The organism is Nocardia vinacea NBRC 16497 (assembly GCF_000308835.1).
Taxonomy (GTDB): domain Bacteria; phylum Actinomycetota; class Actinomycetes; order Mycobacteriales; family Mycobacteriaceae; genus Nocardia; species Nocardia vinacea.
On the sequence record NZ_BAGN01000201.1, the window covers coordinates 17,079 to 41,408 of the forward strand.

Here is a 24,330-nt window from a genome sequence, read left to right on the forward strand (position 1 = left end):
GCCGGCGGCCGAGCGGGAGGTCGAGTTCTGGGCGTACCCATGTGCTCACGAAATCAGTCGACACGTCACAACCTACCAACGCGCTGTGACACGTTTTACGGCACGTAGCGGCGTAGGCGACGGGCGGCGAATTCCCGGAAGTACGAGAGTTTCTCCGGGGGCACGATCGCCGGAAGCAGGAAGTACCAGGCCCGTTCCATCCGGGTCGCCATCTGATCGATCGAATCGGTGCCGACCGCCGTGATATGCACGCCCGCGGTCATTTCCTGCAGTAGCAGGCCGATCACCTCGGCGTCCAGATCGGCCTCGAGGTCGCCCTGGGCGATGGCCCGCTCGGATAGTACTCGGTAGGTATCGCCCCAGGTCTTGGCGATATTGTCGCCCTGGGCGCCGCGGTAGTCGCCGATCTGATGGGTCAGCTTGAGCATCGCGCCGACCATCGGATCGTTCATGGATAGGTCCGCGACGACATAGGTGATCCCGATACATGCCTCGAGCGCGGGCACTCTCGGATCGAAGAAACCCTGGCACGAACTGACCAGACGCTCATTGCCCTGGTCGACCACGGCGCGCGCTAGCTCTTCCTTCGAACCGAAGTGAAAGTACAAGGCGCCCTTGGTCACGTTCGACTGCGCGATGATCTCGCTCAGGCTCGCATTCGCATATCCCAAGCGCAGAAAGACATCGGCAGCGCCCGCCAGGACGGAATCGCGGGTGATCTCCGCGCGCGCTTGCCTAGCCATCAGATCCGCCTGTCATCCTTAAAACCAGCCATCCTGAAGTAGACCGACATCCCGAAGTAGACCGACTTACCGCTCGAACAGCACCCTGAGGATGGGTGAACCGTACCACCAGGTGAGCGCGCGCCAGCGAATTCGAGCATTCGGACGGGCACACTGCGCAATTTGCTGGCTACCAACGCGGTCAATCCCCCGTACCGGCGCGCCATTCCGAGCTCAGCTGCGGTTGGGCTTCCAAATGACTGAGGCCGTTCCAGCACAGGTTCACCAGATGCGCCGCCACAACCTCTTTCGACGGTTTGCGCTCGTCCAGCCACCAGGTCGCGGCGGTCGAGACCATGCCCACCAATGCCTGCGCGTACAAACCGGTCAGACTGGTATCGAAGCCGCGGCGCTCGAAATCGCCGCCGAGAATATGCGCGACCTGGTTGGTGGCCTCGTTGAGCAGGCTCGAGTAGCGGCCCTCCGCGGTAGCTGCGGGCTGGTCGCGCACCAGGATTCGGAATCCGTCGGTGCGTTCCTCGATATAGGTCAGCAGTGCGAGCGCGACCTGTTCGAGCCGAATTCTGGACCGATTCTGGGTGAGCGAGGAGGTGATCATGTCCAGCAGCATCGACATCTCGCGGTCCACGACCACGGCGTACAGCCCCTCCTTGCCGCCGAAGTGTTCGTACACCACGGGTTTGGAGACCTGGGCCCGCTGTGCGATCTCCTCGATCGAGGTCGCGTCGTAGCCGCGCTCGGCGAATAGTGCGCGACCGATCTCGATCAACTGCTGCCGCCGCTGAGTACCCGTCATCCGCGGCCGGGACACTCGTTGCGGTTCACCCGAAGACAATGCCCCGCCTCCCTGCGCATGACCCGAACTTTTGCCGACAACTGTTCCAGACAGCTCCGCCCGCGCGCGCGTCGCCCCGCCGAACACGGCGATCGAAGGGCCGATTTCGACATTTGCCCAGATAACGCGAACGGTGCGGAAAGATCGGGGCGATGGGTACCCCCTAATTCGGCGAAGCAGTTCGACGAACGGGAGGTCTTCATGCGAGGATTCATGCCGTGCCGCTGGCGCAGCGGCGGGTTTCGCGGATCCCGCCGGTGTGACAATCCGCCGTAGTGTAATGGCAGCACCTCTGATTTTGGTTCAGATAGTTCAGGTTCGAGTCCTGGCGGCGGAGCACACCGGCACGATGGCTTATCGTTGGCCGCGCACATCGCTGACCAAGCACGACGACAGCCCCAAGCACGATGACAGGCAGCCGAGGGAGATCCATGCCACAGCAGACCGCCGTCGTCGTTCTCGCAGCCGGTGCCGGGACGCGAATGCGGTCGAAGACTCCTAAGGTGCTGCATTCGCTGGCCGGTCGAAGCATGCTCGCGCACGCGCTGCATGCGGCCAACGAGATCGACCCCGCGTTCCTCATCACGGTGGTAGGACACGATCGGGAACAAGTCGGCGCCGCGGTCGCCGCCGTCGCCGCCGACCTCGGCCGCGACATCACCACCGCCATTCAGGAAGAACAGCTCGGAACCGGCCACGCGGTGCAATGCGCGCTCGCGGCGGTTCCCGAGGATTTCACCGGTGACCTGCTGGTCACCTCCGCAGATGTGCCGCTGCTGGACGGGCACACCCTGTCCGCACTGCTCGACGAACACCGCAGCTACACCGAACGTTCCGCGGTCACGGTGCTGACCTTCGAACCGGACGACCCGAACGGCTACGGCCGCATCGTCCGCAATGCCGACGGCCAGGTCACCGAAATCGTCGAACATGCCGACGCCACCCCGGCGCAATCGGCGATCACCGAGGTCAACTCGGGTGTCTACGCCTTCGACGCGGCCGTGCTGCGCACCATGATCGGACGCCTGTCCACCGCCAACGCCCAGCACGAGCTGTACCTGACCGATGTGCTGCGGCTGGCTCGCGAGGCCGGACATCCGGTGCACGGCGCACGGCTGCTCGACTCGGCCAAGGTCACCGGCGTCAACGACCGGGTGCAGATGTCCGAGGCCGCGCGCACCCTCAACCGCTACATCCTCGAGCGGCATATGCGCGCCGGGGTCACGATCATCGATCCCGCGACCACCTGGGTGGACGCGAACGTGAAAATCGCCAGGGACGCCGAAATCCGGCCGGGTGTGCAGTTACTCGGTGGCACCGTCATCGGTGAGGATGCCGTGATCGGACCGGATTCCACGCTCACCGATGTCATCGTCGGCAACGGCGCGCACGTCGTTCGCACCCACGGTGATCAGGCCGTGATCGGTCCCGGTGCGAATATCGGACCGTTCAGCTATCTGCGCCCCGGCACCGTTGTCGGCGATTCCGGAAAGCTCGGCGCATTCGTCGAAACCAAGAACGCATCGATCGGCGCGCACTCCAAAGTGCCGCACCTCACTTATGTCGGCGATGCCACCATCGGTGAGCACAGCAACATCGGCGCCTCCAGCGTTTTCGTCAATTACGACGGTGTGAAAAAGCACCACACCGTGGTCGGCTCGCATGTGCGGACCGGCAGCGACACCATGTTCGTCGCACCGGTGACGGTGGGTGACGGCGCTTATACGGCGGCGGGTACTGTGCTGCGTAGAAGCGTTCCGCCGGGGGCACTCGCGGTTTCAGGTGGACCACAGAAAAACATTGAGGGCTGGGTGCAGCGCAACCGTCCGGGGACGGACGCGGCACAGGCGGCGGCGGAAGCCATCGCGACCAAAGAGATGTCGGGTCAGGCAATCGAGCAAAAGGATGGCAAACAGCAGTGACCGCGTCATGGATCGACAACCAGAAGAACCTGATGCTCTTCTCGGGACGCGCTCATCCTGAGCTGGCCGAGCAGGTGGCCAAGGAACTCGACGTCCACGTCACCCCGCAGACCGCGCGCGACTTCGCCAACGGCGAGATCTTCGTCCGGTTCGAGGAGTCCGTGCGCGGCTCGGATGCCTTTGTGCTGCAGAGCTTTCCGGCTCCGCTGAACCAGTGGCTGATGGAACAGCTCATCATGATCGACGCGCTCAAGCGCGGTTCGGCCAAGCGGATCACCGCGGTGCTGCCGTTCTACCCGTACGCCCGTCAGGACAAGAAGCACCGCGGCCGCGAGCCCATCTCCGCCCGCCTGGTCGCCGACCTGCTCAAGACCGCGGGCGCGGACCGCATCATCACCGTCGACCTGCACACCGATCAGATCCAGGGCTTCTTCGACGGCCCGGTCGATCACATGCACGCCCAGCTGCAGCTGGCCGAGTACGTGCGCAACAACTACAGCCTCGAGCACATCACCGTGGTCTCCCCCGATTCCGGTCGCGTGCGCGTCGCTGAGAAGTGGGCCGACTCGCTGGGCGGCTCGCCGCTGGCGTTCATCCACAAGACCCGCGACCCGCTGGTGCCGAACCAGATCAAGGCCAACCGCGTGGTCGGTGAGGTCGAGGGCCGCACCTGCATCCTGATCGACGACATGATCGACACCGGTGGCACCATCGCGGGCGCGGTCAAGGTGCTCAAGGAGGCCGGTGCCGGTGACGTGGTCATCGCCGCGACGCACGGCGTGCTCAGCGATCCGGCTGCCGAGCGCCTGGCCAGTTGTGGCGCCAAGGAGGTCGTGGTCACCAATACACTGCCGCTCAGCGAGGAAAAGAAGTTCCCGCAGCTGACCGTGCTGTCGATCGCGCCACTGCTGGCTCGCACGATTCGCGAGGTCTTCGAGAACGGTTCGGTCACCGGACTTTTCAACGGCAACGCGTAGCGCTGACACTTCGTCGCGGCTCGGACCAGGGTCCGGGCCGCGACATTTCTGTTTGTAAGGCTTGCTTCGGCGTGGTACCCATGGCGGGTAGGGATGACAAACAGGGGGCGTGCCATGTCGGATTCGGAACCGAATATCAATCTCGGGAAGTCGCAGGACCCACCGCCTGCCGAGCCGCCGCAGGACAACGTGGACGCGACCAAGGTCTGGTCACCGGAGCCGGGTGTCGATCCGACGATGGCTTATCAACCGGGACAACAGTTTTCGCCGGAAACCGCTCCACCGTACACCCCGCCCGCAGGTTATCAGCAGCCCACCGCCTATCCGCCACCGCCGTATCCGCCGAGCTACCCGCAAGCCGGTCCGTACGTCGGACAATCCGGCTATCCGCAAGCGCCCGGTGCTTATCCCGGTTACCCGTACCAGCCCTATACGCCACCTCGGCAATCCGATGTCCCGATCTTCTCGATCATCAGCTTCTCCTGCCTGGCGGCGACCGCACTGTCGGTGGTGATCTTCTGTGGCCTGCCCATCGTGATCACCGGACCGGCGGGCATCGTCCTCGGCATCATCGGCCACAACAAGGGCGAATCGCTCGGCAAATGGGCGGCCATCGCCAACGGCGCGGTACTGGCGATCGCGGTCATCCTGGTCATCGCCTTCGTCGGGTTCCTCGGGGCCTTCAGCTGACGGATTCGCGCGCGTCGGATCCCGTTTGCCCCCGATGCCGAGGGGGATACTGGGGGTATGGACCGTGACCCGCTTGATATGGACATGGGGGACGACAAGCAGGAAGACGAGATCCGCGCATACCGGCGAAATGTCGAGGATCCGCCAGCTGACCTGCGTATTCGCTATCACGAAAATGAGGATGACGGCCGACTCGGCATCGGCGAAGAACTCGAACAGGAGTGGACCCGTCATCGTAAGGCCGCCGAACTCGCCGAGGAGGACGAGCGCCCCGCCGAGGTCGCCGCGATGGAGATTGTCAACGATACCGACCTATAGCCCGCTCCCCGCCGACAGGAGAGTTCGATGAGCACGCCGCAGCAGGGACCCGAGCGAGGCGATACGTCGCCCGAGAAACCGGCCGGCGAATCCGAGCCGCTCGAATCCTCGGATACGGCTCGGGACACTCCGGCGACCGGCGGACCGCGGGAGTCGCAGCCCGCCGAACCCGCCGCGCAGACACCGGCCCAGCGAGCGGCCGCAGAAACGGCACCGGATCTCGTCGCACAACCGCAGCCTTCGCCGGAGTCCGCGCAACCGTGGCATGACGCCGCCGCGGCACGCTACGACCAGGACCGGCCCGGCACCGTATATCCGCCGATCACCGACGCCACCCCGGAAACCCCATACGATGGCTCTCCCGGCTACACCTCACGGCCGTACACCACGCCGGGACCGCGGTCGGGTTCGCAGACCCTGTCGATCATCGGCTTCGTCTGTGCGGGCATCTCATTGCTGTTCTGCCCCTACCTATTCGGCCCGGTCGGCATCATTCTCGGCATCATCGGGCACAAAAAGGGCGAATCCCTCGGCAAATGGGCCGCCCTCGTATCCGCCATTTCCCTGGTCATCGGGCTCATCCTGGTCTATGCCGTCTTCAGCGGCAGCATGATCCCGGACTCCAACTGACCGTGCGCTGGAGACGCGTCCCGGGGGATGGCAGCCGACGGGGTGGGTAAGGCCAGGGGACGGCAGTCGGCGGGTAAGGCTAGCGTGGTCAGCATGAGTCGATTCGGTGGGTTCCCACTCGCGGGGCTGGACTTTTACGAGGATTTGGAAGCCGATAACTCGAAGGCCTTCTGGACCGCGCACAAGGATGTCTACGAGGAGTCGGTCAAGGCGCCGATGGTCGCGCTGACCGCGGAGTTGGAGGCGGACTTCGGGACCGCCAAGATTTTCCGGCCGTACCGGGACGTGCGTTTCTCCAAGGACAAGGTGCCCTACAAGACGGCGCAGGGCGCGGTGGTCAGCGTTGCGCCGGGTACGGGCTGGTATGTGCAGATCAGCGCGGCCGGACTCTTCGTCGGCGGCGGATTCTATGCGGGCTCCCCCGCACAGATCGCCCAGTTGCGCACAACCATCGATGACGAGGTCCGCGGCCCGGAGCTGGAGGCCATCCTGGCGAAGCTCACCAAGGCCGGATTCACCATCGGCGGCGAGCAGCTCAAGACCAAGCCGAAGGGGTACGACGCCGACCATCCGCGCATCGATCTGCTGCGGCACAAATCGCTGACCTGCAGTAAGGAATACGGCGCACCGGCCTGGCTGGACAAACCCCGCGCCGCGAAGGAGGTCCGCACCGCCTGGGAGACGATGCGGCCCTTCATCGAGTGGCTGGGCGCGGTGGTCAGTGGTGCGCCGGCTCGGACCTAACGGCGAGCGGCGAGGACCAGGGCGAAGCGGTCGTCCGGATCGGTCCAGACCTGTTCGGTCTCGAATCCCGCTGCGGTCAGTTCGGCGTCCAATCCGTCGATACGGAATTTGGCCGAGATTTCGGTGCGCATCTGCTCGCCGCGCGTGAACTGGAGGGTGAGGTCCAGTTCACGGACCGTCACGGTCATATCTTCGGTGGCCTCCAGCCGCATTTCGATCCACTCGTCTTCGGTTTCCCAAGTGGCGACGTGGGCGAACTTATCCGGCTCGAAGTCGGCGTCGAGGCGACTGTTCAAGACATGCAAGACATTTCGGTTGAATTCGGCGGTGACACCGGCCGCGTCGTCATAGGCGGGGACAAGTACGGCGGGGTCGATCACCAGGCCCGCGCCGAGTAGCAGCTGCTCACCCGGCTCCAGCACCTCGTGGATGCTCGACAGGAATTCGGCCCGTTCGGCGGGGACCAGGTTGCCGATGGTGCCGCCGAGGAAGGCGATCATGCGGCGGCCGCCGCCCGGCAGATTGTGCAGAGTGTCGGTGAAATCGCTGACCACGCCGTGCACCGCGAGGCCCGGGAACTCGGTAGCGATCTCCGCGGCGGCGGCCCGCAGCGCCGAGGACGAGACATCCTGCGGAACATAGGTTTTCAGCGGTCCCTCGGCGGTCAGTGCGGATAGCAGCAGCCTGGTCTTCGCGGCCGATCCCGCGCCGAGTTCGACCAGGACCTCGGCCTGCGCGGTGCGGGCGATCTCGCCGACTACCCGCTCCAGCAGCGCGCGTTCGGTGCGGGTCGGGTAGTACTCGGGGAGTTCGGTGATCTGCTCGAACAGTTCACTGCCGCGGGCGTCGTAGAACCACTTGGGTGGCAACCACTTCGGGTCCGCGGTGAGGCCGAGCCTGGCATCCGCGCGCAACGCCGAGGTGAGGTCGTCATCGGATAGGTAGATCTCCAGCGTGGGTGCGGTCATAGGAGCGAGCCTTTCGTGCTTGGAACGTCTAGTAGCGGTGTGACGGACAGCGCGCCTGGGCGGGCGCTGACCAGCTGGCGATCCGGAATCGACTGCCAGCGCGGGTCGTCGTCGAAGGGCTCCGAGGACAGGATGGCGAAATCATCGGTCACCAGGGCGGATAGCGAGTGGTAGACGGTGGTCGCCCACAGCTGCCTGCCATCACCGAGCAGGAAATTCAGTCGGGCGCCCGGGGATTGGGCCAGTACGGCCGACACCAGTAGACTCAATGCCGCCGGCGCCGCCGCCCATGAACCGTCGGGAGTATCGGTCGAGAGCAGACTGCGCAGGATCACCCAGAGCGTCGCCGCATCGGTCGCGGATTCGGCCTCCAGCAACTGCACCGGCTCGAACAGCGGGCCCGCACCCAGTTCGGTTGCGGTGGAGCCGAATTCTTCGGCGACCGCGCTGAGGGCCCGCCGCCAATCGGGCACCATGCCGTTATGGCTGAACGCCCACCGACCATGTGTGAACGGTGCACAGGCATTCCGCTCGACCGGCATACCCACGGTCGCCGAGCGAACCGCCGCCAATACCGCCCACGACTCCAGTTGCGGCAGAACCTCTTCCACCGCCGGATCGGTCCAGATGGGCGCTGAGTTGCGATACCGGCTGACGGTCACGCCGTCGTCGTCACGCCACCAGGCCACCCCGAACCCATCCGCATTGATCGTCCCGCCCCCGCGCATATCCTTGGGCGCCCACGCCTGGGTCCGCAGGGAATGCGAACCGAGCGTCAACATATCGCCCACGCGTACCGACGGACCGACGTAACCGAGTTGACGACACATCAGCGCCGCCCTTCCGCCGTCGAGACCCTCACTCGCCCTCGCCTTTTCGCAGGTCGCGGGCCAGGCGGAAGCCAGCGAAGATCTGGCGGCGGACGGGGTGGTCCCAGTTGCGGAAGGTGCCGCGGCAAGCGACCGGATCGGTGCCGAAGGAGCCGCCGCGCAGGACTCGGTAGTCGCCGCCGAAGAACACATCGGAGTATTCGGCGTAAGGAAAGGCGCGGAAGCCCGGATAAGCCTCGAAACCCGAGGCGGTCCACTCCCATACGTCGCCGATGAGCTGATGCACACCGGCCGGGGAGACACCGGCCGGATACGCGCCGACCTCGGCGGGTTCCAGGTGCCGCTGGCCGAGATTCGCGGTGGCGGAATCGGGTTCGGCATCACCCCACGGGTAGCGGCGGGACGTGCCGGTCTCCGGATCGAAACGCGCCGCCTTCTCCCATTCGGCCTCGGTGGGCAGACGCTTACCAGCCCAGGCGGCATACGCCTCGGCCTCGAACCAGCAGACGTGCACCACCGGCTGCTGCGGACGCACGGGCGTCATCACGCCGAATCCCCGGCGCCACCAGTGCCCGGCCGGATCGCACTCCCAGAACTGCGGCGCCACCAGACCCGCCTCCTGCCGGTGCGCCCAACCGCGTTCGGACCACAGCTCGGGCCGCTCGTAGCCGCCGTCGGCAATGAAGGCCTGGTACTGCGCATTGGTGATCGGTGCGACGTCGATGGCGAAGGCGGCCACGTGCACCGGATGCGCCGGACGCTCATTGTCCAGTGCCCATGGGTCGGTCGACGTGCCCATGACGAATTCGCCTGCGGGAATGACGACTTCACCACCGACAGCAGCAGCCGCCGCCGGTGCGGCGGGTGCGGACAGCACCGCGGGGCCGGTGCGCAATTGATGGGTGGCGAGCATGGTTTCGTCGTGCTGCTGCTCGTGCTGGGCGATCATGCCGAATGCGAAGCCGCCGTCGACCAGCGGATCACCATGTAAAGCGCTGGTTTCCAACACATCCCACACCTTGTCGCGCACGGTGCCGACATAGCCGCGAGCCTGGGTGGGGTCGAGCAGCGGCAGTTCAGGGCGATTGGCGCGAGCGTGTTTGAAGGCGTCGTACAGCTCGTCGATATCGGCGCGCACCGCGTCGCGTCGGCCGACATCGCGCACCAGCCAGAGCTCTTCCTGATTGCCGATATGGGCGAGATCCCAGACGAGCGGGCTCATCAGTCGGGAATGCTGGGCGACCAGCTCCGCTTCATCGAGGGTGGTGAGGCCGGTGGTGCGATCCCTTGCGCGGGTGAGCACTTCGGCGATCCGGTCACGCAATTGTTCGGTGCCGGAATTATCCGTTGCGGGGTACTGAATGGTCACGATGGGTATCTCCCGAACTCGTTCTGGTCGGCGACTCGAGGCAGCGGCGCCGCGGTCACGAATGCTCCTCGGGCTGATCCGCACTGCGCGAAACGAGTTCATCGGTCGGGGTGCGACCGCTGCGACATCGTTCGGCGGCGGATTCGATCTCGCGCACCGCCGCCGGACTCGCCGCATGTGCTGCGGCCAGGGTCAGCAACTCGACCGCGACGCCACGGATCTCCGGATCGGCCAACCCGCAGCGCGCCGCGTCGAGCCAGCGGCCCGCGAGTGGCGCGGCGAGCGCCGTCGCCTCGGCAACCACCGACGGAGAAGAAAGCAGGGCGTCGAAAATATGGATCGGGACGGTCCAGTCGTTATCGGGCTGGGCGTCCAGATAGCGGACCTCGAGGTGTCCGGAGGCCCGTACCGGTGGGAACAGCGTGGTCAGGTGATAGTCGAGATCGCCGACATCGGGACGCCGGCCGATCTCGTCGTCCAGCGCACCGGACAACCAGTCCGCAAAGGTCGCCTCTGGCGGCGCTGACCAGCCGATATCGCCGCCGTTGCCGGATACGCCATCGGGGCGGCGAACGCACAGCAGCGGGACATCCAGGGCCCAACGCGCATAGCCGGCGATCGGATCCGGCCAGGACTCCACCGCGGGACGGGTACGAGCGTGGTCGAGACGCAACCAGGTCCGCATGCGCTGAGATGCCCACACGCCCACCGGTGCACTGTGCAATTCGGGCGAGCAGGCGAAGGCGGCGAGTAGCGCGGGACCGATCGTGTACAGCGCGTTCCACCGTGCGGTGACCTCGGCGCGGTCCGCACCGGCATCGACGCTGACCTGCGTCGCGGCGGTATTGCACATCATCAATTTGCCGAAGGGGCCGATACCGCTGAAGGACTCTTCCATGGCGCGATAGCGCGGTAACCGCAGGACCCGTTTCGGGCGGCGGTCCGCATCGGCGGCGGCGGAGACGGTGCGGATGGATCGGGACTCGAGTAGATCCCGCAGCATCCGAGCATCGGCGTGCAAACCCTCGCACAACTGCGCGGCAGCGGCGAACGGGGCACTGGAGAGTTCGATCTGACCGCCGGGTTCGATGGTGACCCGGCTGCCCCCTGGCAACGGAAGTGCCGGTGAATCGGGGGCGATGGACCGCGGTGCATAGGGTCCGAGTGCATCTGCGAATGCAGCCAGTTGCGGGCGGGGGGCGGCCGATGGGCCGGACGACGAACACTCACCCTGCACGGTGAGCCACTCCAGTTCGGCGCCGATGAGCGTCGGTGGCCCCAGCTTGAAACAGATTTTTTCGAGATAGGCCTCGGCCGCGGCCCGCGAGGAGAGCTCGCCGTTTTCCAGCGCGATGACCCGCTTCGGATGCTCGAGCGTGACCGCCATACCAACCTCCACCATGTGAAACCGGGTAACCGTGGCTGTGCTGCGTGTGTGCTGCCGACAGTTGTTCAGGTAGTTCTGTATCGCCTCGGGCGCCGGTCGTATTCCGGTGCGCCGACCCAAACCAGCGTAGCGAGGGGCACCGACAAGAAATGTGACAAGAATCTGAATTCGTGGTCATGCACAGCGGGGGACTCGCGCACGGTGGCCCGGACCTGCGTCGACTCGTGCGACGGCCCAATGCCCCGATTTCGGCGATACTCTCGAGGCCATGCTCGACGAGAATCGCGTACGCGCCGACATACCGGCCTACGGCGCCGGATCCGATCTGGTCTTCCTCGACAGCGCGGGCTCCTCGTTACCACCCCGAGTCGTAGTCGATACCGTTGTAGCGCATCTGCGACGCGAGGCCGAAATCGGCGGCTATCGCGCGGCGAACGAGCGGCTCGACGATCTCGCCGCGGTGAAAACCGATATCGGCCGGCTCATCAACGCCGATCCGACCGGCATCGCGCTCAGCGATAGCGCGACCCGTGCGTGGGCCGACTTCTTCTATTCGGTCCCACTCGCGCCCGGCGACCGTATCCTCATCTCCGGCGCCGACTATGCGAGCAATGCCATTGCGGCGCTGCAGCGGGCCAAGGCGACCGGCGCGGTGGTCGAACAGATTCCCAGCGACGGCAGCGGCCAGATCGACCTCGACGCGCTCGCCGACATGGTCGACGAACGGGTCCGGCTCGTGTCGGTGCTCCACGCCCCGACCAATGGCGGTCTGGTCAACCCGGCCGCCGACGCCACCCGGATCGCGCATTCGGTCGGCGCGCTGGTACTGCTCGATGCCTGCCAGTCGGCCGGACAGCTGCCGATCGATGTGGCCGAACTCGATGTCGACGCGCTCTCGGTCACCGGGCGCAAATGGCTGCGCGGACCGCGTGGCACCGGATTCCTTTATGTGCGACCGGAATTGGCCGCGTCGATGGAGCCGCAGCGGCTGGATCTGCACAGCGCGCAGTGGACCGGCCCGCAGGTGTACGCCATGGTGCCCGATGCGAGTCGCTTCGAATTCTGGGAATGCGATGTCGCGGCCCGACTCGGTCTCGGTGCGGCTGTGCGGTATCTGCTCGAGCTGGGCCCCGATGACGTCTACGACGCGATCGCGGTCCGCGCGGAGCATCTGCGCAAATCGCTGCCGGAAATCGACGGAATCACGGTGCGCGACATCGGGATTCGGCACAGCGGCATCGTTTCGTTCACCGTCGAAGGGAAATCCGCCGTCGAGGTGCGCGATCGTCTTGCGGCGCAGAATATTACGGTGACGGCGAGCCATGCCAGCTCTACCCTGCTGGATATGACCGCCCGTGGCCTGGATTCGGTGGTGCGTGCCTCGCCGCACTGCTTCGTGAGTTTCGAGGAGCTGGACCGGTTCGTCGGCGCGGTCGCGACGCTCTGATGTCACCTCGCGAACTGGTCGTACTCGGCACCGCGAGTCAGGTTCCGACCAAGCAGCGCAACCACAATGGGTATCTGCTGCGCTGGGGCGATGAGGGCATCCTCTTCGATCCGGGCGAGGGCACCCAGCGGCAGATGACGTACGCCGGCGTATCGGTCACCGATATCACCCGGATCGCCGTGACGCATTTCCACGGCGACCACTGCCTCGGACTACCCGGGATCATCCAGCGGATCAATCTGGACAAGGTCGCCCATCCGGTCGATGTGTACTACCCCGCCTCGGGTGCGGCGTTCTTCGATCGCCTGAGCAATGCCAGCTCGTTCTATCGCACCGTCGAGCTCCGGGCGCATCCGATCGCCGATCCGGGTGCGCTGGACGCGCCTGGTGCACCGTTCGCCCTCGAGGCGGTCGCGCTATCGCATCCGGTCGACACCTTCGGCTACCGCCTCACCGAACCGAGCGGTGTGCGCATCCTGCCGGAGCGGCTAGCCGTATTCGGCCTGCACGGCCCGTCGGTCGGACAACTGCAGCGCACGGGCAGTATCGAATTCGACGGGCGCACAATCACGCTGGCCGATGTCAGCGAGCCGAGGCCGGGCCAGAGCTTCGCATTCGTGATGGACACCCGCCTGTGCCCGGGCGTGCTGTCCCTCGCCTCGGGCGTGGACATGCTGGTGATCGAGGCGACCTTCCTGGACGTCGATGCGCAGCTCGCCGAGGAATACGGCCACCTGACCGCGGGCCAAGCCGCCCGAGTCGCCGCCGAAGCCGGTGTGCGCACCCTGGTCCTGACCCATTTCTCCCAGCGCTACCGCGACCTCGACGCCCACCTCGCCGAGGCAGCCCTGCACTTCACGGGCGAGATCGTCATCGCAACGGACCTGGCGAGAATCCCACTCCCACCCCGACACTGAGCACCGACCGCCCGCGGTGGGTCAGCCGATGTGTAGGTCGATTGCGTGGGTTGCGAGGGTGCGGACGTTGGCGGTGGGGGCCACCAGGCGGAGGCTGCGGTTGGCCTGGAGGGCGGCGATGCCGTGGAGGCTGGTCCACAGGGCGATCGCGCGCTTGTCCGGGCCGGCCGATAGTGGGGCGGCTTCGCGAACCAGCGCGGCGAAACGCTCGAAGAGCGGCAGGGTGATCGCCCGAAGGTTCTCGCCGGAGCCCTCCAGCAGGTCGTGGCGGAACATCAGCGTGAACATCTCCGGGCGCTCGCCGGCGAATTCGACGTACTCGGCGGCCATCCGTTCCAGCTGTTCCCTCGGCGTCCTCGCGCCTACCTCCACCTTCGCGAACCGCTCGATGAGATCGGCGAAACCGCGCGCGGCGATGGCGGCCAAGAGTGCGCGGTGCGTCGGAAAGTGCCTGCGCGGCGCACCGTGGGAAACCCCGGCCGCGCGGGTGATCGCACGCAGACCCAACTGGGCCGCGCCGACCTCCTCGAGTATGTCGACCCCGGCGCCGACCAATCGTTCCCGCAACGGTTCGCTTCCGACCATGGAGACATTGTCTACGGCGCTCATCGAATCACTCCCTCCGACTGCGTCACATAAGTAGAAATCCTCTACCGATGATCGTAGACAGTGTCTACGATCATCGGTAGACATTGTCTACGACAACTTTCTCGGAGGCTCATGTGTGGTACCGGTTGTTCAAGTACGTCCTGCTCGGCCCCCTGCTGCGGCTGCTCGGCCGCCCCGAGGTGGAAGGGCTGCGGCACGTACCCCGCACCGGACCGGTGATCATCGCGGCCAACCATCTCGCGATGCTCGACTCGATGTATCTCGCGCTGGCCCTGCCGCGCCGGGTCACCTTCCTGGCCAAGCAGGAGTACTTCACCGGGACCGGATTCAAGGGCCGGTTCCAACGCTGGTTCTTCACCGTCGCGGGTCAGGTACCGGTGAACCGCACCGGCGGCACCGCCGCCGCGGACGCACTGACCGCCGCGGCGAAAATCCTCGAATCCGGTGACGTCTGGGCCATCCATCCGGAGGGCACCCGCTCCCCGGACGGCCGCATCTATCGCGGCCGCACCGGCGCACTGCGCGTCGCCATGGCCACCGGCGCTCCGGTCATCCCGGTCGTGCTGGCGGGCACCGACAAGGTGAATCCGCGCGGCCACCGGCTGCCGCGCTTCGGCAAGGTGCACATCAGCTTCGGCACGCCGCGCTACTATCCGCAGCTCACTCCGACCCACCCGGCACCGGACACCTGCCAGGTCCGCGCCGCGACCGACGAACTGATGCGGGAATTGGCCGCCCGATCCGGACGGCACTACGTCGATCGCTACGCGGCAACTTTCTCGAATCGCCCATAACGCCACCGCGACACGGGCATGTCCTCGGAATGGTTAACGCGGGGACGAATTGGCGGGATAGTTGGGGAGCAGGCCGTTCACCCATGTCCGGCCACCGCATCGGGGTGACAAGGGAGTTGGACTTTGAGCAGGTTCACCGACGAGATGTACGCAACGGCACAAACCTCGAGTCGCGGATTGGTGACCGGGGAGCCCAACGCGCCGTTTCGGCAAACCTGGGGTGAGATCCATCGAATCGCACGACAGATGGCGGGCGGACTCGCCGAAGCCGGCATCAGACACGGTGACGCGGTCGGCGTGCTGGCCGGGATGCCGGTCGATATCGCACCGGCCTGTCAGGGCATCTGGATGCGCGGCGCGTCGATCACCATGTTGCACCAGCCGACGCCGCGCACGGATCTGGTGGTCTGGGCCCGCGATACCGAGACCGTGCTGTCGATGATCGACGCGCGCGCGGTGGTACTCGGCGCGCCCTTCGAGGCCGCCGAACCACTGCTGCGCGAGCGCGGCATCACCGTAGTGCGCATCGATCAGCTGCGCGAGAGCCCGGAGACCGATCCGGTGCCGACCGTCGAGACCGATATCGCGTTGCAGCAGTTGACATCCGGTTCGACCGGATCGCCGAAGGCGGTGCGGATCACGCACGGGAACTTCTATACCAACGCCTACGCCATGTTCGACCGGGTGAAGTTCCAGCTCGACGACGATGTGATGATCAGCTGGCTGCCCCTGTTCCACGATATGGGGATGGTCGGATTCCTCAGCGTTCCCATGCAATTCGGCGCCGAAGTCGTCTGCGTGACGCCGATCGACTTCCTGATGCGTCCACTGCTGTGGGCCGAGCTGATCGACAAGTACCGTGGCACCGTCACGGCGGCACCGAATTTCGCGTACTCACTGCTGGCTCGCCGGCTCAAGCAGGCCGAGGACGGCGCCTACGATCTCAGCAGCGTCCGCTACATGTGGAACGGCGCCGAACCCGTCGATCCGGACACCATGGAGAACCTCGCCGCGGCCGGCAAACGCTTCCGGCTCAATCCGATGGCGCTCACCCCGGTCTACGGCATGGCCGAAACCACACTGGCCGTATCGGTTCCGGATCCCGGACACGGACAGGTCCTCGACATCATCGATGCCGATCTGCTCGAAGCGCTGGGCAAGGCCGTGCCTGCCCACGATCACCACGGCAATGTCCGCCGCATGCCCACGCTCGGCTATCTGGTCGACAATCTCGAGGGTCGGGTCGTCGACGCGGAGCGCCAGCCGCTGCCGACCCGTTCCGTCGGCGTGATCGAACTCCGCGGTCCCGCGGTCACTTCCGGCTATGTCACGGTCAACGGGTTCCGTCCGGCGCAGGATGCGGACGGCTGGCTCGATACCGGCGATATCGGCTACTTCACCGATGAGGGCCTGATCGTGGTGTGCGGCCGGATCAAGGACGTCATCATCATGGGCGGTCGCAATATCTACCCGACCGATATCGAGCGTGCCGCCATGCGCGTGGCGGGGGTGCGTCCCGGCAATGCCGTCGCGGTCCGCCTGGACGCGGGCGAGAAACGCGAAAGCTTCGCCGTTGTGGTGGAAAGCAACGACCATCAGAATGCCGACGAGGTCAAGCGCATCGAACGCGAAATCGTGCACGCGGTGTTCTCCGAAGTCGGCGCTCGCCCGCGCACCGTCGCCGTGCTCGGCCCCGGCGCCCTCCCGAAAACCTCCTCGGGCAAGCTGCGCCGCTCCGCCACCGCGATCCACCTGCGCTGAGCCGCGGTCGAACTCGGCCTAGTGCAGTTGGTTCTGGGCCGGTTCGAGCCCGACGCGCAGTAGCAGTTCGACCGCGTCCGCGGCCTGTTCGACGATCACCGGCACTTCCTTGCGCTCCACCGACGAAAACGGTTTGAGCACGTAGTCCGCCGGGTCCTGGCGACCCGGCGGGCGGCCGATGCCGATGCGGGCGCGCAGATAGTCCTTGGTGGTCAGGGCACTGGAGACCGAACGCAATCCGTTGTGCCCGCCCTCACCGCCGCCGCGCTTGAGCCGGACCTGACCGAACGGCAGATCCAATTCGTCGTGCACGACGATCACCTCGGTCGGCGGCACCGAGAAGAATTTCGCCAACGCCGCGACCGGGCGCCCGGACAGATTCATGAACGAGCGCGGCTTGGCGATCAATACCTGACGCCCGTCCAGCCTGGCCTGCAACAGATCCGCGCCGGACTTCTTGTGCACAGCAAAACGGCCGCCGACGCGCTGCGCGAGCACGTCGGCGACCAGAAAGCCGATATTGTGCCGGGTGCGCTCGTACTCGGAACCTGGGTTGCCAAGTCCGACCACGAGCGCGGGCCCGGTCGAGGATTCGGTCATTCGGATAACCGACCCGGGGAGTTCTTACTCGGCGCTCTCGGACTCCGCGGCGGCCGCGGCAGCCTCTTCGGTCTCCTGCGCGGAAGCCGGCGCCGCGATGATGTTGACGATCAGGGCCTCCGGGTCACCGGCCAGGGTGACACCCTTCGGCAGTTCGATCTCGCCCGCGGTGATCTGGGTGCCCGCCTCGACGCCTTCGATCGAGACCTCGATGGACTCCGGAATGTTCAGCGCGTCGGCCTCGATGGACAGCGTAGTGACGTCCTGGGTGACCAGGGTGGCCGCGCCGGCCTCACCGACCAGCGCGATGTTCACATCGGCGGTGACCTTCTCGCCGCGCTTGACGATCAGCAGATCGGCGTGCTCGATGTAACGGCGAATCGGGTGCACCACAACGGATTTGGTCAGCGCGAGCTGCTTCTTGCCATCGATGACGAGGTTCAGCACCGCATTGGTGCCGTGCTCGCGCAGGATGGCGGCGAAGGCTTGGGCGTTGAGCGAGAGGTGCTGCGGGTCGGCGGCGTGGCCGTACAGCACGGCGGGAACGTTGCCCGCGCGACGGGTGCGGCGGGCGGCGCCCTTGCCGAACTCCGTACGGACGGCGGCTTCGAGAAGGTTGGCGTCAGACATGACTGGATCTACTCCCTACGGCTCTTCCGGGCTGTCAACAGTGCGCCAGGGACTGTCATCCCCCCTGGCAAAGGTTGGTCTACTCGTCGGGCGAAGACCGAACGAGGACGGCCGAGAGCCGAGCCGCGTCGATCACGGTGAACGCATTACGTCTGCGGTCACCCTCGCCGAGACAACCCGAACACCATAGCGCAAGTGTTTATGTCCAGCTGAATCGGGTGGTCGGACTGGCCGGATTGTCGTCACCCCGGTCGCGTACGCTGGAGCGGTTGCCGATCGGCCGTCTGAAAGGTTGTTGCAGTTGACCGCCTCCACTGAGGGTGTCGTCACGCCCGCCCCGCGTGGGTTGCCCGCCGAGGTCGCCCGGCGACGCACATTCGCGGTGATCTCCCACCCCGACGCGGGCAAGTCGACGCTCACCGAGGCGCTGGCGTTGCACGCCAGGATGATCTCCGAGGCGGGCGCCATCCACGGCAAGGCCGGACGCAAATCCACCGTATCGGACTGGATGGAGATGGAGAAGGCGCGCGGCATCTCGGTGAGTTCGACCGCGCTGCAGTTCAACTACCGCGCCGCGGGCTCCGATATCGATAACGTCATCAACCTGGTCGATACCCCCGGCCACTCGGATTTCTCCGAGGACACCTACCGCGTGCTCACCGCCGTCGACGCCGCCGTCATGCTCATCGACGCCGCCAAGGGGCTGGAGCCGCAGACACTGAAGTTGTTCCAGGTGTGTCGCCATCGCGGCATCCCGGTCGTCACGGTGATCAACAAGTGGGACCGTCCGGGCCGCGCGCCGCTGGAACTGCTCGACGAGATCAGCGAGCGGATCGGTCTCACCCCGACGCCGCTGTTCCTGCCGGTCGGCATCGCTGGTGACTTCCGCGGTCTGCTGCGTCGCGGTCCCGAGGGCGCGGCCGTCGAATACATCCACTTCACTCGGACCGCGGGTGGCGCGACCATCGCGCCGGAGGAATCGATAGATCCGGAATCGGCCGAGACCCGCGAGGGTGAGGCGTGGACGACCGCCGCCGAGGAGAGCGAACTGCTATCGGCCACCGGGCAGGACCACGATCAGGAAATGTTCCTGGCCGGGCAGACCTCCCCCGTCATCTACGCCTCCGCGATGTTGAATTTCGGTGTGCGGCAACTGCTGGAGACCCTGGTCGCGCTGGCGCCTGCGCCCGGCTCGCGCGCCGATATCGGCGGCACGCCGCGCAACACCACCGATCCGTTCAGTGCGGTCGTATTCAAGGTGCAGGCCGGAATGGATGCGGCACACCGGGATCGGCTCGCATTCATGCGGATCGTGTCCGGCGAATTCGAGCGCGGGATGGTCGTCACGCACGCGCAGACCGGTCGGCCGTTCGCGACCAAATACGCGCTCACCGTTTTCGGGCGGGAGCGCTCGACCGTCGATACGGCCTACCCGGGCGACGTGGTCGGCCTCGTGAATGCCACCGCACTGGCGCCGGGGCACACACTGTTCGTGGACAAGAAGGTCGAGTTCCCGCCGATCCCGTCCTTCGCGCCGGAGCATTTCGCGGTGCTGCGGGCGCAGAGCGCGGGTAAGTACAAGCAGTTCCGCAAGGCCATCGACCAGCTCGATTCCGAAGGCGTGGTGCAGGTCCTGCGCAATGACGCGCGCGGCGATGCCTCACCCGTGCTCGCGGCGGTCGGCCCGATGCAGTTCGAAGTGGTCACGGCGCGGATGCTCGCGGAGTTCAATGTCGAGACGCATATGGAGCACCTGCCCTACACGCTGGCCCGGCGCACCGATGCGGAGTCGATGGCCGAACTCGATCGGCAGCGCGGGGTCGAGGTGTTCACCCGCTCCGACGGGGCGCTGTTGGCGTTGTTCAGCGATAAGTGGCGGTTGCAATACATCGAGAAGGAGCATCCGAAGCTCACGCTCGAGCCGCTGGTCGCGGCCGCGGATTAGGGATTGCCGTTCACCCGGCCTCAGGCTCCGCCTCCGGCGCGGTCTCCCGCCGCAGCGGGGTGGCGCCGGGCTCGCGCTCGACCGGCGCGATGCCGTCCTCACGCGTGATCAGCCCCCATCGACTCGATGTCAGGCGCAGGCTCGGCAGATCACTGAGCGAGAGCACCACCTCATAGGTGCGCTCATATCCGGTATGCGCGATGCGCCAGCGACCGTCATTGCAGCGGACGTAGCGATCGGTGTAGAACGCCGCGCCGCGCAACAGCATGTTGTGCGCCGGTATCAGCACGGTATCGGCGAGATACCAAGTGCCGGTAGCGGTGTCACCGTCGACATCGATCTCCGGATGGTCGCATCGATGCTCGGTGATGACATGCGGACCGAGGGTGTTGCGCATGAACGCCAGGAACGCATCCCGCGACTCGAACTGCAGGTATTCGCTGTAGGTAGCGGTCGCCTCCGGGATCATGGTGTCCGCAAATTCATCCCACGACTTGGTGTCGAGGGTGCGCAGATACCTGAACTTCAGGCGACTGATCGCTGACACAGCATCCTGGTCCATAACTCAACAATCCCATTCGAAGTCGCCGCGCTACGGAGATTGGGAGATTTGTATCAGATTGCTATCAGTTCGAGCCGAAATCGGCGGTCTACCGCACGGATCAATTCCCGATGGTGAAGCAGGTGTTGCAGAAATCGCTGCCGAATTCGGTCAGCCGCAGACTCTTGCGCACGATCTTGGGGGCGCGTCCGGCCTTCTTCAGCGCCGCCTCGACCACCGGCTGCACCTCGAGCACCATGTACCGGCTGAGCACCACCGGGTCATCGGAAACCTGGGTCAGGCCGAGACGGTTGAGGTTGATCAGATAGGTGCGGGCACGGTCCGGATAACGGACACCGGCCTGTTCCGGAACCGAGGTGAGATCACCGGTTACCAACTCCGAGCCGATGCCGAGCGGACGGTTGGTGCGCACATCGACCGACGGCTGCGGACCGTTCAATGCCATGAACCGCAGAATGCGCGCCTCGTCCGGAGCCAACTCGTCGAGGATCCGGTCATAGGCGGGATGTACGTCGTCGGTGAAGTAGACATCGGCCGAGCGGGCGAGCAGCGCATCGCCACGGCGACGCAATTCTTCGCTACTGGCCGAGTGCAGCGGCGCGCCGATGCCGATCGGCGCGGGCTGCGTCGCGCCATTGGAAGTCGGTACGTAGCTGACGATTTCGCGCACCGAGCCCTCGGTGACGCCGAGCGCGCTGCGCGCGATGGAGCGCAACGCATTACCGGTGCGCTCGGCGATATCCGCAGACGACTCACCGTCGAGCGCGGCCTGGGTGATCTCCTTGGTCACCTCATAGGTCGTCTCGACGGCCCACTGGCTGCCGCGCACCACGGTGCCCGCCGCGAGCCCCGCCGCTCGGAACACACCGCGAATCAGCCGCGCCTCATTGCTGATCTGCCGCTGTTCGACATCCGAGCTGCGCTCCACCGAGCGGGAACCGGCCCGGGCTACGTCCTGTCCGGTCCTGTCGTCTGTCACGTTCTCTCCGATGTATTGCCAAGTGAACGAATACGCCCACAGATTATTGCCCGCCAGCCTTCCAGGTATGCCTTACCGCGAGCCGAGTGGGCCAGCAAACACGCCGACCCCTGCTGTCGGACGCGTGATCGTCGCCATTGTCTCCGCCGCCGGTTGACACTACGACATTCTGGACACACAGTGTGACTGATGTCTCAGACAATCTGCTGTGGCTCGGGACACTCGCGATGGACCGGCGTCTCGACCTCACAGTAGGGTCCGTCTGCCGACTGGGTGCTAGTTTGGGTTGCCGGTGAGGCGGCGGTCACCGGTATATCGGCAGGAGGGTGTCGTGTTGGAGAGTGTTTTCGGGGTGCACCCGACGGTCCTCCTGGAGTTAGTGACCATCCCGCTTTTCACTGGCATCATCGGATACATCACCAACTGGACCGGCATCCTGATGTTGTTCAAGCCGGTCGCCTTCCACGGTATTCGTTTACCCGGTTTGCGCGCGTTGTTTCCCTTCCTGCCCAAGCGAATTCAGGTGCTGCCGCTGCTGAGCTACGACGGCCGAATGGGCTGGCAGGGCATTGTGCCCTCGCGCGCGGACAAAATGGCGAGCATCGCGGTCGACAAGGGGTTGGCAAAACTCGGTAGCGTCGCCGACTTCTACCGCGAGCTGGAGCCGGACAAGCTCGCCGAACATCTCGCCACTATCGCCGACGCGCAGATCAAGGACATAGTCGAAGAAATCCTGCGCCGCGAACATCCGCAACTCTGGTACAACCTGCCGACCGGGGTGCGCGACATGATTCACGCGCGGGTCCGCCAGCAGCTGCCCGATATTCTGCGCGAGCTGACCGAGGAATTGGGCGCCAATATCGATCAGCTGCTGGACGTCAAGCAGATGGTCATCCGTTATTTCCAGGCGCGTCCGCATCTGCTCAACACCCTTTTTCAGGTGCTCGGCGCCAAAGAACTGCGCTTCATGCAGAACTTCGGTTTCTACTTCGGCGCGCCGATGGGTGTGGTGCTGGTCGCCGTATTGCATCTGACCGGCTGGTCGTCGCTGGTGGTGCTGCCGATCGGCGGTGTCGTGATCGGCTGGGTGGTCAACTGGATCGGCCTGAATATGATCTTCGCGCCCGCGTACCCGAAGTGGTGGTGCCCGTGGCGGCAGGGTCTGCTGATCAAGCGGCAGCTCGAAATCACCGACGGCTATGCGGAATTGGTCTCCAGTCAGGTGATGACCGTCGCCAACATCGGTGACGAGTTGCTGAACGGCCCGCGCTCGGACCGGACCATGCAGATGCTCGAGGACACGCTGCGCCCAGCCGCGGACCGGGCGCTCGGACCGGCCCGACCGGCGGTGAAGTTCATGCTCGGCAGCCGGGAGTACGACTCGCTGCAGTCGACGCTGACCACCGAGGCGATGTCCATCGCGCCCATCGCCTTCGCGGATCCGGACTTCAACGTCCAGCAGGGTAGACAAATCAACGACTACATCGCCAAACAGATGTCGGCGCTATCGCCTCCCGACTTCGTGGATATGCTGCGATCGGCCATCAAACAGGACGAATGGCTCCTTTTTCTGCATGGCGGCGTGTTGGGGCTCTTCGCCGGATACGCTCACATCCTGATCTTCGGAACGGGAGTGGCGACAACATGGCTATGACGGAAGCTGGCGGCGAGGATCTGCGGGCCGCCGGGCAGGGCTCCGAGCGAACCGAGCAGTCCGAAGTGGCCGAAACCCCAAGAACTTCCGAGTCGTCGACATCCGAGCAATCGACGGAGATCGCGCGGCTGCCGGTCAACGCGGTCGAGCAGAAGCGGCAGCCCGGCTCGGTGCGCAAGACCGTTCGCGCGACCACCGGTGTCGCCAGGGTCGCGGTGAGCGCGGCGGCCGAGGTGACCGCGTGGGGCATCGACACCGCCCTCGGCGTCGGCGCCACCGTGGTGCGCGGCAGTATCGCGGGAACTCCCCCGCGTGAGGTGCTCGCGGAGGCGGAGGCGGAGGTTCGTGACGCGGTGCGGCGCGCGTTGCGTCTGCCCGCTACACCCGAACAGCCCACGTCCGATGCCGTTCCCACTTTGCGTGAGCAGGGGGCCGCGCTGCTGCGGCTGTCGGCGAGCACGCAGGGCGAGCACCACGAAACCCACCCGGCCTTCGCGCGCATGCTCGAGGAGCTGACACCCGATGAGGCGCGGATCCTGCGCTTCCTGCACCTCGACGGCCCGCAGCCCTCGATCGATATCCGCGCCGGACGGCCGCGCGGCATCGGTGTCGAGCGAATCATCTCCGGACTCAACCTGATCGGTGAGCACGCGGGCCTGCGCTTCCCCAACCGGATCCAGCAGTACCTGCCGAACCTGCGCCGCCTCGGACTGATCGAATTCGTCAAGGAGCCGGTGGGCAATCCGAACCGCTACCAACTCCTCGAAGCCCAATCCCCGGTCCGAGAAGTGTTGAAGCGCTCCGGTTTCGGTACCAAGGTCTACTACCGCAGCATCGCACTCACCGGCTTCGGCGCGGACTTCGTGCAAACCTGCCTGCCGGTCGTGGTCCAGGACGGGCGCGTCTCCGGCACCAGCTGAACCACCACCCATCGAGGCGAGTCGAATGGCGGTTGTCGAGGGTAGTCGAATGGCGGTTCTGGACGGGGTGTGGAGCAGCCATTCAACTAACGTCGACGG

The 24,330-nt window shown here is 65.7% G+C and carries 24 protein-coding genes and 1 tRNA gene; 14 read left to right on the forward strand and 11 right to left on the reverse strand.

Going from position 1 to position 24,330, the window contains the following annotated elements; genetic code table 11:
• Nucleotides 1-95: 95 nt before the first annotated feature.
• Both ON44_RS27845 and ON44_RS27850 read right to left on the reverse strand, forming a co-directional pair.
• On the reverse strand, nucleotides 96-743 hold the full coding sequence (locus ON44_RS27845; protein WP_040695316.1) for a TetR family transcriptional regulator: 648 nt from the start codon (nucleotides 741-743) through the stop codon (nucleotides 96-98).
• A gap of 181 nt (nucleotides 744-924) precedes the next feature.
• A complete protein-coding gene (locus tag ON44_RS27850; protein WP_040695318.1) occupies nucleotides 925-1,539 on the reverse strand; it encodes a TetR/AcrR family transcriptional regulator in 615 nt (204 codons plus the stop codon).
• 305 nt (nucleotides 1,540-1,844) lie between these two features.
• Between ON44_RS27850 and ON44_RS27855 the strand changes: the two genes are divergently transcribed.
• The 7 genes from ON44_RS27855 to ON44_RS27885 all read left to right on the forward strand — a co-directional run bounded on the left by ON44_RS27855 (nucleotide 1,845) and on the right by ON44_RS27885 (nucleotide 6,859).
• Nucleotides 1,845-1,915 (forward strand) — tRNA-Gln (locus tag ON44_RS27855).
• 94 nt (nucleotides 1,916-2,009) lie between these two features.
• Nucleotides 2,010-3,500: a bifunctional UDP-N-acetylglucosamine diphosphorylase/glucosamine-1-phosphate N-acetyltransferase GlmU gene (glmU, locus tag ON44_RS27860; RefSeq protein ID WP_040695320.1), complete on the forward strand. Its 1,491-nt coding sequence runs from the start codon at nucleotides 2,010-2,012 to the stop codon at nucleotides 3,498-3,500.
• Nucleotides 3,497-4,477 carry a ribose-phosphate diphosphokinase gene (locus tag ON44_RS27865; protein ID WP_040695322.1) on the forward strand — a complete coding sequence of 327 codons (981 nt, stop codon included), beginning with the start codon at nucleotides 3,497-3,499 and terminating at the stop codon, nucleotides 4,475-4,477. Before glmU ends, ON44_RS27865 begins: the two co-directional genes overlap by 4 nt.
• A 114-nt stretch (nucleotides 4,478-4,591) precedes the next feature.
• Nucleotides 4,592-5,167, forward strand: coding sequence for a hypothetical protein (locus ON44_RS47125; protein ID WP_051182529.1), 576 nt, complete (start codon nucleotides 4,592-4,594; stop codon nucleotides 5,165-5,167).
• 57 nt (nucleotides 5,168-5,224) lie between these two features.
• On the forward strand, nucleotides 5,225-5,485 hold the full coding sequence (locus ON44_RS27875; RefSeq protein ID WP_040695325.1) for a hypothetical protein: 261 nt from the start codon (nucleotides 5,225-5,227) through the stop codon (nucleotides 5,483-5,485).
• Nucleotides 5,486-5,512: 27 nt separating this feature from the next.
• The gene (locus ON44_RS48650; protein ID WP_051182530.1) at nucleotides 5,513-6,115 is read left to right on the forward strand and encodes a hypothetical protein; all 603 of its coding nucleotides are present in this window, start codon (nucleotides 5,513-5,515) and stop codon (nucleotides 6,113-6,115) included.
• Between the two features lie 93 nt (nucleotides 6,116-6,208).
• Nucleotides 6,209-6,859, forward strand: coding sequence for a DUF2461 domain-containing protein (locus ON44_RS27885; protein WP_040695326.1), 651 nt, complete (start codon nucleotides 6,209-6,211; stop codon nucleotides 6,857-6,859).
• On the opposite strand, the gene egtD is transcribed toward ON44_RS27885, so the two are convergent.
• Genes egtD through egtA form a run of 4 tightly spaced genes read right to left on the reverse strand, consistent with a single transcriptional unit; the run spans nucleotide 6,856 to nucleotide 11,413 of the window.
• Nucleotides 6,856-7,827, reverse strand: coding sequence for an L-histidine N(alpha)-methyltransferase (gene egtD, locus ON44_RS27890; protein ID WP_040695327.1), 972 nt, complete (start codon nucleotides 7,825-7,827; stop codon nucleotides 6,856-6,858). The genes ON44_RS27885 and egtD overlap by 4 nt on opposite strands.
• On the reverse strand, nucleotides 7,824-8,657 hold the full coding sequence (gene egtC, locus ON44_RS27895; protein ID WP_040695329.1) for an ergothioneine biosynthesis protein EgtC: 834 nt from the start codon (nucleotides 8,655-8,657) through the stop codon (nucleotides 7,824-7,826). The genes egtD and egtC overlap by 4 nt, the downstream gene beginning before the upstream one ends.
• Nucleotides 8,658-8,685: 28 nt before the next feature.
• On the reverse strand, nucleotides 8,686-10,026 hold the full coding sequence (gene egtB, locus ON44_RS27900) for an ergothioneine biosynthesis protein EgtB (protein WP_040695331.1): 1,341 nt from the start codon (nucleotides 10,024-10,026) through the stop codon (nucleotides 8,686-8,688).
• A 55-nt stretch (nucleotides 10,027-10,081) separates the two neighbouring features.
• Nucleotides 10,082-11,413: an ergothioneine biosynthesis glutamate--cysteine ligase EgtA gene (gene egtA / locus ON44_RS27905; protein ID WP_051182531.1), complete on the reverse strand. Its 1,332-nt coding sequence runs from the start codon at nucleotides 11,411-11,413 to the stop codon at nucleotides 10,082-10,084.
• A gap of 268 nt (nucleotides 11,414-11,681) precedes the next feature.
• Here egtA and ON44_RS27910 point away from each other — a divergent pair, with 268 nt between their 5' ends.
• Both ON44_RS27910 and ON44_RS27915 read left to right on the forward strand, forming a co-directional pair.
• Nucleotides 11,682-12,860, forward strand: coding sequence for an aminotransferase class V-fold PLP-dependent enzyme (locus ON44_RS27910; protein ID WP_040695334.1), 1,179 nt, complete (start codon nucleotides 11,682-11,684; stop codon nucleotides 12,858-12,860).
• Entirely contained in the window at nucleotides 12,860-13,777 is a 918-nt protein-coding gene (locus ON44_RS27915) for a ribonuclease Z (protein WP_040695335.1), read from the forward strand. Before ON44_RS27910 ends, ON44_RS27915 begins: the two co-directional genes overlap by 1 nt.
• Nucleotides 13,778-13,798: 21 nt before the next feature.
• Here ON44_RS27915 and ON44_RS27920 read toward each other — a convergent pair whose 3' ends face one another.
• Complete coding sequence (locus ON44_RS27920) at nucleotides 13,799-14,386, reverse strand: TetR/AcrR family transcriptional regulator (RefSeq protein WP_245567359.1); 588 nt, start codon at nucleotides 14,384-14,386, stop codon at nucleotides 13,799-13,801.
• Nucleotides 14,387-14,499: 113 nt separating this feature from the next.
• Here ON44_RS27920 and ON44_RS27925 point away from each other — a divergent pair, with 113 nt between their 5' ends.
• Both ON44_RS27925 and ON44_RS27930 read left to right on the forward strand, forming a co-directional pair.
• Nucleotides 14,500-15,180, forward strand: coding sequence for a lysophospholipid acyltransferase family protein (locus ON44_RS27925; RefSeq protein ID WP_040695339.1), 681 nt, complete (start codon nucleotides 14,500-14,502; stop codon nucleotides 15,178-15,180).
• Between the two features lie 123 nt (nucleotides 15,181-15,303).
• Nucleotides 15,304-16,941 carry a fatty acyl-AMP ligase gene (locus tag ON44_RS27930; protein WP_040695340.1) on the forward strand — a complete coding sequence of 546 codons (1,638 nt, stop codon included), beginning with the start codon at nucleotides 15,304-15,306 and terminating at the stop codon, nucleotides 16,939-16,941.
• Between the two features lie 18 nt (nucleotides 16,942-16,959).
• Here the strand turns inward: ON44_RS27930 and pth are convergent, their stop codons facing one another.
• Together pth and ON44_RS27940 are read right to left on the reverse strand one after the other, a co-directional pair.
• Nucleotides 16,960-17,541, reverse strand: coding sequence for an aminoacyl-tRNA hydrolase (gene pth / locus ON44_RS27935; RefSeq protein WP_040695341.1), 582 nt, complete (start codon nucleotides 17,539-17,541; stop codon nucleotides 16,960-16,962).
• 24 nt (nucleotides 17,542-17,565) lie between these two features.
• Entirely contained in the window at nucleotides 17,566-18,171 is a 606-nt protein-coding gene (locus ON44_RS27940) for a 50S ribosomal protein L25/general stress protein Ctc (RefSeq protein WP_040695342.1), read from the reverse strand.
• A gap of 301 nt (nucleotides 18,172-18,472) precedes the next feature.
• On the opposite strand from ON44_RS27940, the gene ON44_RS27945 reads away from it, so the two are divergent.
• The gene (locus ON44_RS27945) at nucleotides 18,473-20,116 is read left to right on the forward strand and encodes a peptide chain release factor 3 (protein WP_040695364.1); all 1,644 of its coding nucleotides are present in this window, start codon (nucleotides 18,473-18,475) and stop codon (nucleotides 20,114-20,116) included.
• Nucleotides 20,117-20,126: 10 nt separating this feature from the next.
• On the opposite strand, the gene ON44_RS27950 is transcribed toward ON44_RS27945, so the two are convergent.
• Both ON44_RS27950 and ON44_RS52825 read right to left on the reverse strand, forming a co-directional pair.
• Nucleotides 20,127-20,678 carry a nuclear transport factor 2 family protein gene (locus tag ON44_RS27950; RefSeq protein WP_051182532.1) on the reverse strand — a complete coding sequence of 184 codons (552 nt, stop codon included), beginning with the start codon at nucleotides 20,676-20,678 and terminating at the stop codon, nucleotides 20,127-20,129.
• Between the two features lie 100 nt (nucleotides 20,679-20,778).
• On the reverse strand, nucleotides 20,779-21,657 hold the full coding sequence (locus ON44_RS52825; protein WP_083898191.1) for an Abi-alpha family protein: 879 nt from the start codon (nucleotides 21,655-21,657) through the stop codon (nucleotides 20,779-20,781).
• A 331-nt stretch (nucleotides 21,658-21,988) separates the two neighbouring features.
• On the opposite strand from ON44_RS52825, the gene ON44_RS27960 reads away from it, so the two are divergent.
• On the forward strand, nucleotides 21,989-23,311 hold the full coding sequence (locus tag ON44_RS27960) for a DUF445 domain-containing protein (RefSeq protein WP_083898192.1): 1,323 nt from the start codon (nucleotides 21,989-21,991) through the stop codon (nucleotides 23,309-23,311).
• The gene (locus ON44_RS47135; protein WP_083898193.1) at nucleotides 23,308-24,231 is read left to right on the forward strand and encodes an Abi-alpha family protein; all 924 of its coding nucleotides are present in this window, start codon (nucleotides 23,308-23,310) and stop codon (nucleotides 24,229-24,231) included. The genes ON44_RS27960 and ON44_RS47135 overlap by 4 nt, the downstream gene beginning before the upstream one ends.
• Nucleotides 24,232-24,330 lie beyond the last annotated feature (99 nt).

Bases quoted from the DNA above. Each gene is read 5' to 3' on its own strand.
- egtC (WP_040695329.1), bottom strand. From the start codon at position 8,657: ATGTGTCGTCAACTCGGTTACGTCGGTCCGTCGGTACGCGTGGGCGAT.
- ON44_RS27920 (WP_245567359.1), bottom strand. From the start codon at position 14,386: ATGAGCGCCGTAGACAATGTCTCCATGGTCGGAAGCGAACCGTTGCGG.
- ON44_RS27915 (WP_040695335.1), top strand. From the start codon at position 12,860: ATGTCACCTCGCGAACTGGTCGTACTCGGCACCGCGAGTCAGGTTCCG.
- ON44_RS27845 (WP_040695316.1), bottom strand. From the start codon at position 743: ATGGCTAGGCAAGCGCGCGCGGAGATCACCCGCGATTCCGTCCTGGCG.
- ON44_RS27875 (WP_040695325.1), top strand. From the start codon at position 5,225: ATGGACCGTGACCCGCTTGATATGGACATGGGGGACGACAAGCAGGAA.
- egtA (WP_051182531.1), bottom strand. From the start codon at position 11,413: ATGGCGGTCACGCTCGAGCATCCGAAGCGGGTCATCGCGCTGGAAAAC.
- ON44_RS27885 (WP_040695326.1), top strand. From the start codon at position 6,209: ATGAGTCGATTCGGTGGGTTCCCACTCGCGGGGCTGGACTTTTACGAG.
- ON44_RS27910 (WP_040695334.1), top strand. From the start codon at position 11,682: ATGCTCGACGAGAATCGCGTACGCGCCGACATACCGGCCTACGGCGCC.
- ON44_RS47125 (WP_051182529.1), top strand. From the start codon at position 4,592: ATGTCGGATTCGGAACCGAATATCAATCTCGGGAAGTCGCAGGACCCA.
- ON44_RS27940 (WP_040695342.1), bottom strand. From the start codon at position 18,171: ATGTCTGACGCCAACCTTCTCGAAGCCGCCGTCCGTACGGAGTTCGGC.
- ON44_RS27950 (WP_051182532.1), bottom strand. From the start codon at position 20,678: ATGGACCAGGATGCTGTGTCAGCGATCAGTCGCCTGAAGTTCAGGTAT.
- ON44_RS27850 (WP_040695318.1), bottom strand. From the start codon at position 1,539: ATGACGGGTACTCAGCGGCGGCAGCAGTTGATCGAGATCGGTCGCGCA.
- glmU (WP_040695320.1), top strand. From the start codon at position 2,010: ATGCCACAGCAGACCGCCGTCGTCGTTCTCGCAGCCGGTGCCGGGACG.
- egtD (WP_040695327.1), bottom strand. From the start codon at position 7,827: ATGACCGCACCCACGCTGGAGATCTACCTATCCGATGACGACCTCACC.
- ON44_RS48650 (WP_051182530.1), top strand. From the start codon at position 5,513: ATGAGCACGCCGCAGCAGGGACCCGAGCGAGGCGATACGTCGCCCGAG.
- pth (WP_040695341.1), bottom strand. From the start codon at position 17,541: ATGACCGAATCCTCGACCGGGCCCGCGCTCGTGGTCGGACTTGGCAAC.
- ON44_RS47135 (WP_083898193.1), top strand. From the start codon at position 23,308: ATGACGGAAGCTGGCGGCGAGGATCTGCGGGCCGCCGGGCAGGGCTCC.